Raw genomic sequence first — 13,123 nt, forward strand, 5'->3', positions numbered from 1 at the left:
GCGATTACGCGTCGGCATCACCGGCTGGCGCGGCGGCTTTCTTGGCCGGAGCCTTCTTGGCCGCAGGCTTTTTCGCGGCGGGCTTTTTCGCAGGCTTGGCCTCGGCCCCCTCGACCGCCCCGTCAACCGCTTCGGCATCCGCCTTGGCCGCGGTTTTCTTTGCCGCAGGCTTCTTGGCCGCCGTTTTGGTCGTGGTCTTGGCCGCGGCCTTCTTCGCCGCAGGCTTGCCGGTCGCGGCCTTCTTGGCGGCAGGCTTTTTCGCCGCCGTCTTCTTGCCGCCCTTCGACGCCTTGGCCGCGATCAGCTCCAAAGCCTGTTCCAGACCGAGATCGGCAGGCTCCACATCACGCGGCAAGGTCGCATTGACCTTGCCCCATTTGACATAGGGTCCGTAGCGTCCCGCCATGACCTGGATCGGCCCGCCTTCGGGATGCTCGCCCAACTCTTTCAACGGTGCCGCAGCAGCAGCGCGGCCACGCACCTGTTTGGAGGCCAGAACCTCGACCGCGCGGTTCATGCCGACGATGAAAACCTCGTCGACATCGGGCAGGTTGGCATATTTCGTGCCGTGTTTGACGAAGGGCCCGAAGCGCCCGATCCCCGCCAGAACCGGCTCGCCATCCTCGGGATGCGGCCCGATTTCGCGCGGCAACGCGAGCAGATCCAGCGCGCGCTGCAGATCGACCGAAGAGAGCTCCCAGCTTTTGGGAACCGAGGCACGCGGCGGTTTCGGCACGTCTTCGGTGGCCTCGCCGCGCTGGACATAGGGGCCGAAACGACCGTTCTTCAGACTGATCGCCTCGTCGTTGTCGTAGCCGAGGATCAGATCGCCGACGACCTCGCCCTCCGGCCCGCCGATCGGACGGGTGAAGCGGCAGGCGGGATAGTTGGTGCAGCCGACAAAGGCCCCGCCCGAACGCGCGGTCTTGAGATGCAGCTTGCCGACATGGCACAGCGGGCATTCGCGCGGATCACCGCCATCCGCACGCGGAGGATAAAGCGCAGGCGCCAAAGCCTCGTCGATCGCAGTCAACACCTCGGAGATGCGCAGCTCGCTGGTATCTTCGAGCGCCGCCGAGAAATCGCGCCAGAACCGGCGCAACACATCGCGGTAGGCCATATCGCCGGCGCTGATCTCGTCGAGCTCGCCTTCGAGATCCGCAGTGAAATCATAGCTCACATAGCGCGGGAAATAGGTCTTGAGGAAAACCGTGACCAGCCGCCCCTTGTCCTCAGGGATCAGGCGGTTCTTGTCCTTGCGCACATAGTCGCGGTCCTGAATCGTCGTCACGATCGAGGCATAGGTGGACGGGCGTCCAATCCCCAATTCCTCCATGCGCTTGACCAGCGTGGCCTCGGTATAGCGCGGGGGGGCTTGGGTGAAATGCTGCTCGGGCGTGACCGAGCGCTTGGCCGTGGCCTCGCCCTCGGCGATCTGGGGCAGACGGGCGCTGTCTTCGCCCTCGTCGTCGTCGAGCCCCTGGTCATAGACCTTGAGGAAGCCGTCAAAGAGCATGACCTGACCATTGGCGCGCAGACCGACCTGCCCGTCGGCCGAGCCGATCTCGACGGTCGTGCGCTCCATGCGGGCGGCTTCCATCTGGCTCGCCAGCGTGCGCTTCCAGATCAGATCGTAAAGCGCCTTCTGGTCCTTTTCCGAGATCCGCAGCTTGTCGGGCGACAGCATCATATCGGTCGGACGGATACATTCATGCGCTTCCTGCGCATTCTTGGCCTTGTTCTTGTACATGCGCGGCGATTTGGGGACGTAATTCTCGCCGAACCGCGCCTTGATCGCATCGCGCGCCGCCATCACGGCCTCTGGGGCCATATCGATGCCGTCGGTCCGCATATAGGTGATGAGCCCGGCCTCGTACAAACGCTGCGCCGCCGACATGCAGGCCCGCGCGCCAAGGCCGAGCTTGCGGCTCGCCTCCTGCTGGAGCGTCGAGGTCATGAAGGGCGGCCAGGGATTGCGGCTCGCGGGCTTTGCCGCCACGCTCGAGACCCGCAAATCGCGCGAGGACAAGGCAGCGACCGCCAGCTGGGCCTGTTCGGCATTGGCCAGATCGAAACGCTCGAGCTTCTGCCCGCCGAAAACCACCATCTGCGCATCGAACTCGTCGCCGCGCGGCGTCGCGAGGCGGGCATGGACCGACCAGTATTCGCGCGGTTTGAACGCCTCGATCTCCATCTCGCGGTCGACAATGATGCGCAAGGCGACCGACTGGACGCGGCCCGCCGATTTCGCGCCGGGCAATTTGCGCCACAGCACCGGCGAAAGCTTGAAGCCCACCAGATAATCCAGCGCCCGTCGTGCGAGATAGGCATCGACCAAGGGCTGGTCGATCCGGCGCGGATTGGCCATTGCCTCGGTCACGGCATTCTTGGTGATGGCGTTGAAGGTCACGCGGTTGACCTCGGCACCCTTCTTGAGCGCCGGTGCCAGAGCCTCGAGCAAATGCCACGAAATCGCCTCGCCCTCGCGATCGGGGTCGGTGGCGAGGATCAGGTTCTGGTCGCCCGCAAGCGCGTCCTTGATCGCCTTGAGATGTTTGCGGCTGTCGGCAGCCACCTCCCACTTCATGGCGAAATCATCATCGGGATCGACGCTGCCGTCCTTGGGCGGAAGGTCACGCACATGGCCGAAAGAGGCGAGAACGGTATAATCATCACCCAGATATTTGTTGATCGTCTTGGCCTTTGCCGGAGATTCTACGACGACGACGGGCATGAAAATTCCTTCGAGATGATTCGGCCTGCGAAAATGGGCACGCGACCGGCAACTGTCAACGCTGCCCGTCTTTCATGTAACAATATCCCGCGGGGGTACGGGGGCGCGAAGCCCCCGCCGCATCTCGCGTTGCTCGTGGATAGCATGGCCCGCGGGCGATGGGGAAGCCGTCAGATACCGTCGCCGACAAAGGCTTTTTCGACAACGAATTCCTTGGGATCGCTGTTGGCACCCTCGCGCAGGCCGAAACCTTCGAGAACCGCCTTCACATCGACGTTGAAGGCCAGGCTGCCGCAGATCATGGCGCGGTCGGTCGCCGGATCGATCGGCGGAAGGCCCAAATCGGCAAACACCTTGCCCGAGATCATGTTGTCGGTAATGCGGCCCATCAGCGGGCTCTCTTCACGCGTCGTGGTCGGATAATACAGCAGACGCTTGGCGAAATCCTCGCCGTAGATCTCGGTCAGCAGCGGATCATGGCGCAGGTTCTCGACCAGCTCGCGGCCGTAGTTCAGCTCCTCGGCGGTGCGGCAGGTATGCATCATCACGACCTGCTCGTAGCGCTCAAAGGTCTCGGGGTCGCGCATCAGCGAGGCGAAGGGCGCAAAGCCCGTGCCGGTCGCGAGGAACCACATCCGCTTGCCCGGAAGCAGCGCGTCGAGGACCAGAGTTCCGACCGGCTTGGGGCGCAGGATGATCTCGTCGCCCGGCTTGATGTGCTGGAGCTTGGAGGTCAGCGGCCCGTCCGGCACCTTGATCGAATAGAATTCCAGCTCGTCGTCCCAGTTGGGCGAGGCGATCGAATAGGCCCGCAGCAAGGGCTTTCCGTTGTCGCCCATCAGGCCGATCATCACGAATTCGCCCGAACGGAAGCGCAGGCTTGCCGGACGGGTGACGCGGAAGGAAAACAGATTGTCCGACCAGTGTTTCACCGAGGTGACTTTCTGGGCATCGGGCAGGGTTTTCGCGGAAGGTGCAGCGGTATCGGCCACGGGAAGATCCAGAGTCATTTCGAAATTCCTGAGTTATCTAGTCGATTGGCGGGATCTTTGGAACCCCCGCCCCCTGCGCCCCAAGAGCGCAGGGATCGTGAAAGCGCCCCCGCGGGGCAAAAGTTCAGCCCGCCAGTTTCGAGCGGTGGTCCCAATCCTGCCAATCGGCGCGGAACAGCCATTGATCCTCGGGCTGGCGGCGGGCCAGCTCGGCGCTGATCTGGACCTCGTCGAAGCCCACGCGGCGCGCCATCGCATATTGGTCGGCAATCAGCTTGCCGACGGCGCGCAGACGGCCCTCGTAGCCCAGCTCGCGCAGACGGCGGGCAAGGGAAAAGCCGCGCCCGTCGGTCATGGCCGGAAAGTCCACCGCGATCAGCTCGCGGTGGAGGTGGTCGACCAGCTCTTCGATGCTGGTATCCGAAGCCAGAACCACCGGTTCCGCCCCGTCATGCGCATGGAAGCCGTCGTCACGGACAAGAAAGAATTCGCTGGTGGAAGCGCTCATGGATTTGCTCCTGCACGGACGGCCTGTCCGCCGATGAAATGGATACCGCATTCGGTTTTCTGGCTCCCGCGCCAGCGACCGGCGCGGGGATCTTCGCCCGGTTTGATCGGCGAGGTGCAAGGCGCGCAGCCGATCGAGGCATAGCCTTTGGCAACCAAAGGGTGACGCGGCAGTTTGTTCTCGGCCATATATTCCTGCACGTCCGAGGCCCGCCAATGCGCCAGCGGATTGACCCGCAGGCGGCTGGGCGGCTCGGGCTCGAAGAATTCGAGCTCCTGACGCTGACCGCCCTGAAAGCGCTTGCGGCCGGTGATCCAGCCGTCGAATTCCGAAAGCGCGCGCTCCAGCGGAACGGTCTTGCGGAAATCGCAGCAGGCATCGGTGTTGAACTGGTGCAGGGTCCCGTCGGGATCGTTCAGCGCGACCTCGCGGTCGGTGGCGCGGATGGTGCGAACATCTGTCAGCTGAAGTTTCCGGCTGACCTCGAGCTGGTAGTCGAGCGTCTCCTGAAACAGCATCTGCGTGTCGATGAACAGCACCGGCGTTCCGGGTGCCACGACCGAAACCATGTGCAAAAGCACGACGGATTCCGATCCGAAGGATGAAACCAGCGCGACCTTGCCCAGATCGGGATCGTTCAGGGCGCGGCGCAGGACCTCGATGGCGGCATGGTGTTTATAGCGTTGGTTCAGCCTTTCAGCTCTATCGTCAAGGGTTCCATCAAGCATGGGCCGCTTCCGGATACAGGGCCGCTTTGAAGGGCGCGGCCCCCAAGCGGCGATAGGCGTCAATGAACCGTTCCTCGGCGTTTTCGCGCAAATCGAGATAGGCTTTGACCACGCGGTCGATCGCGGGGACGACCTCCTCGGCGGGGAAACCGGCACCGGCACGCTGGCCGATCGCGGGGATCTCGTAGCCGTCGCCGCCAAGCGTGATCTGGTAGTTCTCGACCCCTGCCCGATCCAGCCCGAGAATGCCGATATGGCCCAGATGGTGGTGACCGCAGGCGTTGATGCAGCCCGAGATTCGGATGTTGAACTGGCCGATCTCGTCTTCCAGATCCAGCGCGCGGAAATGGTCCGCGATCTCCTGCGCGATCGGGATCGAGCGCGCCGTCGCCAGCGAGCAGTAGTCCATGCCGGGGCAAGCGATGATATCGCTGATCTGGCCGGCATTGGCCGTAGCCAGACCCGCGGCCAGCAACTCGCGGTAAAGCGCGGGCAGGTCCGATTTATGGACATGCGGCAGCACGATGTTCTGGTCATGCGCGATGCGGATATCGCTGTGGCCGTAACGCTCGGCCAGATCGGCGACCAGCGACATCTGCGCATCCGTCGCATCGCCCGGCGTCACGCCCGGTGCCTTGAGCGTCAACGTGGCGCTGGCGTAACCTTCGATGCGGTGCTCTGAGAGGTTGGTATCGGTCCAGCTGCGGAAACCCGCCGAACGCGCGCGCTCGACATCGTAATCGCCGGTGCCTTCGATGCGGAAATCGGGGGCGGCATACTGGCGCTTGAGATCGTTCAGCAGCGCTTGGTCGACGCCGGTGAAAACCGCGCGACGGTTGAGGAACTCCGCCTCGATCTCCTCGCGCATGACATCCAGACCGCGCTCGGCGACGGTGATCTTGATGCGCGCCTTGTATTTGTTGTCGCGACGCCCTGCGAGGTTGTAGGTCATCAGGATCGCTTCGACATAAGGCAGCAGATCCGCCTCGGGGAGAAAGTCGCGAACGACCTGACCCAAAAGCGGCGTGCGTCCCAGACCGCCACCGATCCAGACCTCGAAACCGGTCTCGCCGGCGGCATTGCGGACAACGCGAAGGCCGATGTCATGGGCGGCGATGACCGCACGCTCGTGCTTGCCCGCCGAAATGGCGATCTTGAATTTGCGCGGCAGGAACTGGAACTCGCCGTGGTCGGTCGACCACAGACGCAGCAGTTCCGCATAGGGGCGCGGATCGGTGATCTCGTCGGCGGCGGCACCGGCGAAAGCATCGGTCGTCACGTTGCGGATCGTGTTCCCCGAGGTCTGGATCGCATGCAGGCCGGCCTCGGCCAGAGCGTCCAGCATATCGGGAATATCGACCAGTTTGGGCCAGTTGTACTGGATGTTCTGGCGCGTGGTGAAATGGCCGTAGCCCTTGTCCCATTTCCGGGCAAGCAGCGCGAGGGTGCGCATCTGGTCGGGGCTGAGCGTGCCGTAGGGGATCGCGACCCGCAGCATATAGGCATGCAACTGCAGATAGACCCCGTTCATCAGACGCAGGGGGCGGAATTCCTCCTCGGTCAGGCTGCCGTCAAGGCGACGTTCCACCTGCGAGCGGAACTGGGCCGCGCGGTGGCGGTAATAGTCGATATTGGCGGCGCTCATCGTCGGGCGGGCATCAAACATGGCTGGCCTCATCGCTCAGGCGGAAACGGTTTCGGCTTGGATGCCGTGGAAATAGTTCGACGGGCCGCGACGGCGGAATTCCTCGCGGAAATGGGTCGCTTCGGGACCGTTCTCGCCCCGCTTGGCCTGGGCCAGATAGGGGCCGACAACGATGTGGCCCTGCGCCTCGGCTTCGAGCAGCGCGAGATCGGCAATCGCCTCGTCCTCGAAAAGCTGCGCCTTGGCGGGTTCGGGCGTCCAGCCGCCTTCCGTCATCCACACGCAATGGCCCATGCGCAGGTCGTTGGCGGTGATGACTGCCGGAGTTGCGGGCGACGGAGTGAATGATTTCGACATGACTGGGGGCCTTTCGGTTTGCCTCTCCCAATATAGGAAAAAGTTCTGTATTTTGACGAGTAGCTGTGGGAAATAAGGACACAATCCCACCTCACGGAAGGCACAAGGACAGAAATCCGCCATGAGCGCTGAACAACAGACCCAGATCCGGCTGGACGATATCGACCGTAAAATCCTGTCCCTGCTGCAAGTCGATGCGACTCTGTCGCTCGACGAGGTTGCGGCGCGGGTCGGGGCTTCGAAGACCCCTGTCTGGAACCGGATTCGCAAGTTGCGCGAGGCCGGTGTCATCCGTGCCGAGGTCGCCATTCTCGATGCCGATTCGCTGGGTCTCGAGGCCTGTTTCTTCGTCCTCGTGCGCACCGCCGAACATGATCCCGAATGGGCGAAACGTTTCCTTTCGGCGGTCCGCGGCCGCCCCGAAGTTCTCGAGGCGCATCGTCTGGCAGGCGATATCGACTACATCCTCAAGGTCCGCGTCCGCAATGCGCGCGCCTATGACCGCTTCTATCAGGCGCTGATTTCCGAGGTGCGCATCCACAACGTCACCGCGCTTTTGTCGATGGAAGAGATCAAGGCCACAACCGCCCTGCCCCTCGACTAAAGGCCCCTGCACCGCGTGGAACACGGGCTTTGCCTGCGATAGACAAAGCCCATCCGCTCGTGCCAGATATCTGCGGACACGACCGCAAGGATTGACGCCGCGAGGGATGATGCCGGACTGGATCAAGCACGAATTGGGCCGATTGAAGAATACCGCCACCTGGTCGTGGCAGGGCTGGCTTACGACTTGGCGCAACGAGAAATCCCTGCGTCAATGGGGTGTCGTGAACCTCATTTCGATCATTCTGGCCTGCCTGATCGATCTGGACGGCGGCGAGCGCGCGCTTTTGATCGCGCTCGGGCTGCTGATCCTCGTAGCCGAGCTGTTCAACACCGCGATCGAGGAAAATGTCGATTACGTCTCGACCGAGCGTGACCCGCGCGCAGGCCGCGCCAAGGATGCCGCAAGCGCCGCAGTGGCTGTCACCGCGATTGCGGGCGGCCTCGCATGGGTCGTAATCCTGATCGGCTAGGGCCCTGCCCGATCTGCCGCGAAAACAGGCAGGCTCCAGCGGCGGACGGCCGAGGCGGCGGGGCTTGATTGACACCCGCACAGAGCGCGAACAATACGGACATATTGAGCGGCGGCAGGCGGTTCCTGCATCCGGATTTTCTATGTTCGAGGTTTTCATGGTTTGGTTTGTCGAGCGGACGACGAGCAGCGGGCGCGCCCGATTTCAAGAGATCAGGATCCAACATGTGGTTCCGACCGAATTCGACGCACCGACAACGATGGCGGCGCTGACGGGCCGCCAAGGCTGGCTGATCGGGGATATCGGCGGGAGCGGCATGACCGCCCATCTTGGTCCCGACTATCTATGGGCGCGCGGCACGACGACCAGCGCGCAAAGCCTTCCGGCCCTGATGCCGGAACTGCGCGCCGCCTCGTCGAAAAACTGGATTGCGGGGCATCTTCTCAATGAAGAGCTGGGCGGCAACGGCACGCTTTCGCAAAACCTGACACCGCTGACCTCGGCCGCGAACAGTGCCCACAAGGTTTTCGAGACCCATATCAAGGCGATGCTGACAGCCTGCGCCCATATCGAGGACGATTTCAAATCGCTGACGGTGACGCAATCGGCGGGTGCGGCAGAACGGCAATTCCCCTATTTTTACGGTGTCAGATACAGGGTGACGGTTTCTCCCGAGCGCTATGCGCAAAACCCCGATCCGCTGGACCTCCACAGCTATGTGGCATCGTATATCGATGTGGATTACAGGTTTTTCAAATACCGCCGCAACCGTCACGCCATGATGACCGGCGCATCGAACGTGCAGCTTTCGGACATCACCGCCAACGCATATCTGGCGCGGCTGCATTCCACCGGCAATCCGCAGTATCAGGCGAACAGCAGTAACGTCGAGGTTTTGCCCGGAGGCGCGCCCCCGCTCCACTTCAGGTACAGGATACAGAACGAGGCATGAGGCGCGGCCAAAAGGCGTGCGACCGGAAAGCCTGCCCGCCGCGCGGGGCCTAGTCGAGCCCCGCGAGCACCACGCCCAAAGCCGTGTCGAAACTCTCCAGCTCGGATTTCGGGCCGCAGCTCACACGGATGCAGCGGTCTTGCGGCGCGACGCCCGGCATCCGCGCGAAAATCCCCTGCTCCGCCAGCCCTGCCAGAACGCGGCGGGCGAAATCTCCGTCGCGGCCGCAGTCGATCGCCACGAAATTCGTCGCGGAGGGCAGCGCCGCCAGCCCGTGTTTGCGCGCAATCGCCCCGATCTGGTCACGCGCGATCCGGACCTTGGAGACGGTCTCGCGTAGCCAGGCCTGATCCTCAAGCGCCGCCAATGCCCCGATCTGGGCCGAGCGGTTCATCCCGAAATGGTTGCGGATCCGGTCGAAGCCCGCGATCAGGCGCTTGGGTCCGATCGCGTAGCCGACCCGAGCCCCCGCCATGCCGTAAGCCTTGGAAAAGGTGCGGAAACGGATGACGCGTTCGTCTTCGGGATCGACCTCGGGGATGGCTTCTTGCGGCGCGAATTCGGCATAGGCCTCGTCAAGAACCAGCAGGCTGCCGCTCGGGACGGCCGCAATCATCGCCTCGACCCGCGAGGCCGGATGCCAGCTTGCCATCGGGTTGTCGGGATTGGCGAAATAGATCAGACGCGCGGCGGTTTCCTCGGCGCGCGCGATCAGCGCATCGGGGTCTTCGGCATCGTTGCGATAGGGGACCTTGGACAGAACCCCGCCAAAGCCCGTGACGTGATAGTTGAAGGTCGGATAGCCCCCTTCCGAGGTCACCACGACATCGCCCTCGGCCACAGTCAGGCGGACCAGCAGCCCCAAAAGCCCGTCGATCCCCTCGCCGATCATGATGTTTTCGGGTGCGACGCCGTGATGGGCGGCGAGCGCCAGACGCAATTCGCGGTTGTCGGGATCGCCGTATTTCCAGATCTCGGCATCGGCGCTTCTCATGGCGGCAATCGCGCGCGGCGAGGGTCCGAAGCCGTTCTCGTTGGCGCCCAGCCGCGCCGCGAAGGGTGCGCCACGGCGCAGCTCCAGCGTTTCGGGGCCGGTGAAGGGAACCGTCGCGGGAAGCGCGGCAGGAAGCGGGGCAAAGCGGAGGCGATCAGTCATGATGGCCGAGATTTGTCCCAATCGCGGCCACCATGCAAGAGGATGCGCAAGCCGGCCCGCCGCTATTCGCCGGTCTTCGGCGGGCGCTGCTTCAAAAGCGAACGGTCTTCCTGCAGTTCAAGCCACATCGCATTGATCACCGCAAAGGCGGCCGCCAGCGGCAGGCCCAGCATCCAGGCGAAATACCACATTGCAAACCTCCGTTAATAGCTGTGCAGTTCGGGGTCATCCACGTCGTCCTCGGAGACCTTGCCCCAAAGCACGCGGTAGACCCATGCGGTGTAGATCATGATCAGCGGCAGGAAAAAGCAGGCTGCGACCAGCATCACGAACAAGGACAGATGCGAGCTTGAAGCGTTCCACACCGTCAAGGACGATGCCGGATCGGTGGCCGAGGGCAGAATGACCGGAAACATCACCAGCCCGACCGAGGAAATCATACCGAAGATCGCCAGTTTCGTGCCCAGAAGCGGCGCAAGCTCGCGCCCCGACCGCAGCGCAAGCCACGAGATCAGGCAGCCTGCCAACCCCAAAACCGGCGCGATGGTGATCCAGGGCCGCTCGGAATAGGCCAGAAGCCACGAGGCCGAGCGCGTGACCGGATGGATCAGCGGGTTCGAGGGGCCGTCATGGAGGATCGGCGCGGCGTAGTGGAAACCCTCGATCCCGAAGGCCAGCCACAGCCCTGCCAACAGATAGCCAAGCAGCGCGACCAGCGCCGCGCGCTCGCCGAATTTACGGGCGCGGCTTTGGACCGCGCCGGTGGTTTTCAACACCAGCCAGCCCGCCCCATGCGCCACCAGAAGCGCCAGTGAAACCACGCCGCAGAGCAGCGAGAACGGGTTCAACAGGCCGAGAAAACGCATCAACGGGCCCGTATCCGGCATGGCGACCAGATCGGGCGTCAGGTGGAAAGGCAGGCCCAAAAGGACGTTCCCCACGGCCACGCCGAACAAAAGCGCGGGCGCCGCGCCGCCGATGAACAGGGCCCAGTCCCAGCGGCTCCGCCAAGCCGGATCCTCGCGTTTGCTGCGGTATTTGAAGGCAACGGGCCGCAGGATCAGTGCGGCAAGGATCAGGAACATCGCGAAGTAGAACCCCGAGAAGCTGATCGCATAAAGCATCGGCCAAGCGGCAAAGATCAGTGCGCCGCCGAGGATGAACCAGACCTGATTGCCCTCCCAGACGGGGCCGACGGTATTGATGATCACGCGCCGCTCGCGGTCGGTTTTGCCCGCGAAGGGCAAAAGCGCGCCTACCCCCATGTCGAAGCCGTCGGTCATGGCGAAGGCGATCAGCATGACCCCCATCAGGAACCACCAGATCAGGCGCAGCATCTCGAAGGAAATCAGATCATGCAGGATCATTTCGTGCCCTCCCGCGAGAATTGACCGGCCGAAAGATGGTCGCGGTGGTCGGCGAACCAGTCATCGGTCGCGGCGATATCGTCCTGCGGTCCCTTGCGGATGTATTTCAGCATGAGTTTGATCTCGATGATGAACAGGACCGAATAGAAGATGCAGAACCCCGCCAGCGTCAAAGCAACCTCGGTGATGCCGAGCTGGCTGACCGAAAGCGCGGTCGGCAGCACGCCGTCCACCGTCCAGGGCTGACGCCCGAATTCGGCGACGATCCAGCCCATTTCCGCCGCGATCCACGGCGCGGGGATCATGAAGACCGCCAGCCACAGCGACCAGCGCGGGAAATCCATCTGCCGGAACGAGGCGCGCCAGAAGAAAAACGCCATGGTCGCGATGAAGCCCATCCCGAGGCCGACCATGATGCGGAAGGCCCAGAAGACCGGCCAGACCGTCGGGATCGTATCGTTGGCGGCCTGAAGGATTTGCGCCTCGCTCGCCTGTCGCGGGTCGTCGACATAGCGCTTGAGCAGCAGCGCATAGCCCAGATCCGCGCTACGGCTGCGGAAGTCGGCCAGAACGGCGGGATCGACGCCGGTCTGCTTGGTCTCCTGAATGGTCATCAGGAGATCATAGGCGGTGATGCCGTCGCGGATGCGGCGCTCGGATTCCTTTTCCAGCTCGTCGAAGCCCGGAATGGCCTTGTCGAGCGAGCGGGTCCCGATCAGCCCCATGACATAGGGAATATGGATCGCGTAATGGGTCTCGCGCGCTTCGCGGTCGGGAAAGCCGAAAAGGGTAAAGCTGGCGGGCGCGGGCTCGGTCCGCCACATCGCCTCGATCGCGGCCATTTTCATCTTCTGGTTCTGGCCGGTGTCGTAACCCGATTCGTCGCCCAGAACCACGACCGACAGCGCGGCCGCCAGACCGAAGGCCGAGGCGACCGCGATCGAACGCCGTGCCAGCTCGATATGGCGCCCTTTCAGCAGATACCACGCCGAGACGCCCAGCACGAAGACCGCCGCCACGACATAGCCCGCGCTGACGGTATGGACGAATTTCGCCTGTGCGACGGGGTTGAAGATCACCTCGGCAAAGCTCGTCAGCTCCATGCGCATGGTCATCGGGTTGAATTCCGCACCCACCGGATATTGCATCCAGCCGTTCGCGATCAGGATCCAGAGCGCCGAGAAATTCGTGCCGATCGCCACCAGCCATGCCACGATCAGATGGGCCCGCGCCGAAAGCTTCTGCCAGCCGAAGAACCACAATCCGACGAAGGTCGCCTCCATGAAGAAGGCCATCATGCCTTCAAGGGCGAGCGGCGCGCCGAAAATGTCGCCGACGTAATGTGAATAATAGGCCCAGTTCATGCCGAACTGGAATTCCATCGTGATGCCGGTCGCGACACCAAGGGCGAAGTTGATCCCGAAGAGGCTGCCCCAGAATTTCGTCATCTGCCGCCAGATCGGGCGATCGGTCATGACATAGACCGTCTCCATGATCGCGACGATGATCGACAGACCAAGGGTCAGCGGAACGAACAGAAAGTGGAAAAGCGCGGTGGCTGCGAATTGCAGGCGCGATAGCTCGACGATGCCGAATTCCATGGCAATC

General features: G+C 63.1%; 13 protein-coding genes. 3 read left to right on the forward strand and 10 right to left on the reverse strand.

The features are described from left to right. Positions 1-4: 4 nt before the first annotated feature. The 6 genes from topA to ACFFUC_RS00490 all read right to left on the reverse strand — a co-directional run bounded on the left by topA (position 5) and on the right by ACFFUC_RS00490 (position 6,964). The gene (topA, locus tag ACFFUC_RS00465; RefSeq protein ID WP_377682516.1) at positions 5-2,734 is read right to left on the reverse strand and encodes a type I DNA topoisomerase; all 2,730 of its coding nucleotides are present in this window, start codon (positions 2,732-2,734) and stop codon (positions 5-7) included. 170 nt (positions 2,735-2,904) lie between these two features. Further along, on the reverse strand, positions 2,905-3,744 hold the full coding sequence (locus ACFFUC_RS00470) for a ferredoxin--NADP reductase (RefSeq protein WP_377682518.1): 840 nt from the start codon (positions 3,742-3,744) through the stop codon (positions 2,905-2,907). A 106-nt stretch (positions 3,745-3,850) separates the two neighbouring features. Beyond that, the gene (locus ACFFUC_RS00475) at positions 3,851-4,234 is read right to left on the reverse strand and encodes a DUF934 domain-containing protein (RefSeq protein WP_377682521.1); all 384 of its coding nucleotides are present in this window, start codon (positions 4,232-4,234) and stop codon (positions 3,851-3,853) included. After that, positions 4,231-4,962, reverse strand: coding sequence for a phosphoadenylyl-sulfate reductase (locus tag ACFFUC_RS00480; RefSeq protein ID WP_377682523.1), 732 nt, complete (start codon positions 4,960-4,962; stop codon positions 4,231-4,233). Before ACFFUC_RS00480 ends, ACFFUC_RS00475 begins: the two co-directional genes overlap by 4 nt. Continuing rightward, a complete protein-coding gene (locus ACFFUC_RS00485; protein WP_377682525.1) occupies positions 4,955-6,628 on the reverse strand; it encodes a nitrite/sulfite reductase in 1,674 nt (557 codons plus the stop codon). Before ACFFUC_RS00485 ends, ACFFUC_RS00480 begins: the two co-directional genes overlap by 8 nt. Positions 6,629-6,643: 15 nt before the next feature. Next, positions 6,644-6,964 carry a DUF2849 domain-containing protein gene (locus tag ACFFUC_RS00490; protein ID WP_377682526.1) on the reverse strand — a complete coding sequence of 107 codons (321 nt, stop codon included), beginning with the start codon at positions 6,962-6,964 and terminating at the stop codon, positions 6,644-6,646. Between the two features lie 121 nt (positions 6,965-7,085). On the opposite strand from ACFFUC_RS00490, the gene ACFFUC_RS00495 reads away from it, so the two are divergent. From ACFFUC_RS00495 to ACFFUC_RS00505, 3 genes are all read left to right on the forward strand, one after another. Beyond that, positions 7,086-7,568 carry an Lrp/AsnC family transcriptional regulator gene (locus tag ACFFUC_RS00495; protein ID WP_377682528.1) on the forward strand — a complete coding sequence of 161 codons (483 nt, stop codon included), beginning with the start codon at positions 7,086-7,088 and terminating at the stop codon, positions 7,566-7,568. A gap of 106 nt (positions 7,569-7,674) precedes the next feature. Beyond that, the gene (locus ACFFUC_RS00500) at positions 7,675-8,040 is read left to right on the forward strand and encodes a diacylglycerol kinase (RefSeq protein WP_377682530.1); all 366 of its coding nucleotides are present in this window, start codon (positions 7,675-7,677) and stop codon (positions 8,038-8,040) included. Positions 8,041-8,266: 226 nt separating this feature from the next. After that, positions 8,267-8,992 (forward strand): hypothetical protein, encoded by a 726-nt coding sequence (locus tag ACFFUC_RS00505; RefSeq protein ID WP_377682532.1) that lies wholly within the window; start codon positions 8,267-8,269, stop codon positions 8,990-8,992. Positions 8,993-9,041: 49 nt separating this feature from the next. On the opposite strand, the gene ACFFUC_RS00510 is transcribed toward ACFFUC_RS00505, so the two are convergent. From ACFFUC_RS00510 to ACFFUC_RS00525, 4 genes are all read right to left on the reverse strand, one after another. Beyond that, entirely contained in the window at positions 9,042-10,148 is a 1,107-nt protein-coding gene (locus ACFFUC_RS00510) for a pyridoxal phosphate-dependent aminotransferase (protein ID WP_377682534.1), read from the reverse strand. A gap of 62 nt (positions 10,149-10,210) precedes the next feature. Continuing rightward, the gene (gene cydX / locus ACFFUC_RS00515; RefSeq protein ID WP_377682536.1) at positions 10,211-10,339 is read right to left on the reverse strand and encodes a cytochrome bd-I oxidase subunit CydX; all 129 of its coding nucleotides are present in this window, start codon (positions 10,337-10,339) and stop codon (positions 10,211-10,213) included. A gap of 12 nt (positions 10,340-10,351) precedes the next feature. Beyond that, positions 10,352-11,515 carry a cytochrome d ubiquinol oxidase subunit II gene (gene cydB / locus ACFFUC_RS00520; protein ID WP_377682538.1) on the reverse strand — a complete coding sequence of 388 codons (1,164 nt, stop codon included), beginning with the start codon at positions 11,513-11,515 and terminating at the stop codon, positions 10,352-10,354. After that, entirely contained in the window at positions 11,512-13,116 is a 1,605-nt protein-coding gene (locus ACFFUC_RS00525) for a cytochrome ubiquinol oxidase subunit I (RefSeq protein ID WP_377682540.1), read from the reverse strand. Before ACFFUC_RS00525 ends, cydB begins: the two co-directional genes overlap by 4 nt. Positions 13,117-13,123 lie beyond the last annotated feature (7 nt).

It is taken from the genome of Paracoccus cavernae (genome assembly GCF_042430175.1).
GTDB classification, from domain to species: Bacteria; Pseudomonadota; Alphaproteobacteria; order Rhodobacterales; family Rhodobacteraceae; genus Paracoccus; species Paracoccus cavernae.

Bases quoted from the DNA above. Each gene is read 5' to 3' on its own strand.
- ACFFUC_RS00480 (WP_377682523.1), bottom strand. From the start codon at position 4,962: ATGCTTGATGGAACCCTTGACGATAGAGCTGAAAGGCTGAACCAACGC.
- ACFFUC_RS00470 (WP_377682518.1), bottom strand. From the start codon at position 3,744: ATGACTCTGGATCTTCCCGTGGCCGATACCGCTGCACCTTCCGCGAAA.
- ACFFUC_RS00525 (WP_377682540.1), bottom strand. From the start codon at position 13,116: ATGGAATTCGGCATCGTCGAGCTATCGCGCCTGCAATTCGCAGCCACC.
- ACFFUC_RS00500 (WP_377682530.1), top strand. From the start codon at position 7,675: ATGATGCCGGACTGGATCAAGCACGAATTGGGCCGATTGAAGAATACC.
- cydB (WP_377682538.1), bottom strand. From the start codon at position 11,515: ATGATCCTGCATGATCTGATTTCCTTCGAGATGCTGCGCCTGATCTGG.
- ACFFUC_RS00495 (WP_377682528.1), top strand. From the start codon at position 7,086: ATGAGCGCTGAACAACAGACCCAGATCCGGCTGGACGATATCGACCGT.
- ACFFUC_RS00510 (WP_377682534.1), bottom strand. From the start codon at position 10,148: ATGACTGATCGCCTCCGCTTTGCCCCGCTTCCTGCCGCGCTTCCCGCG.
- ACFFUC_RS00475 (WP_377682521.1), bottom strand. From the start codon at position 4,234: ATGAGCGCTTCCACCAGCGAATTCTTTCTTGTCCGTGACGACGGCTTC.
- ACFFUC_RS00490 (WP_377682526.1), bottom strand. From the start codon at position 6,964: ATGTCGAAATCATTCACTCCGTCGCCCGCAACTCCGGCAGTCATCACC.
- cydX (WP_377682536.1), bottom strand. From the start codon at position 10,339: ATGTGGTATTTCGCCTGGATGCTGGGCCTGCCGCTGGCGGCCGCCTTT.
- ACFFUC_RS00485 (WP_377682525.1), bottom strand. From the start codon at position 6,628: ATGTTTGATGCCCGCCCGACGATGAGCGCCGCCAATATCGACTATTAC.
- topA (WP_377682516.1), bottom strand. From the start codon at position 2,734: ATGCCCGTCGTCGTCGTAGAATCTCCGGCAAAGGCCAAGACGATCAAC.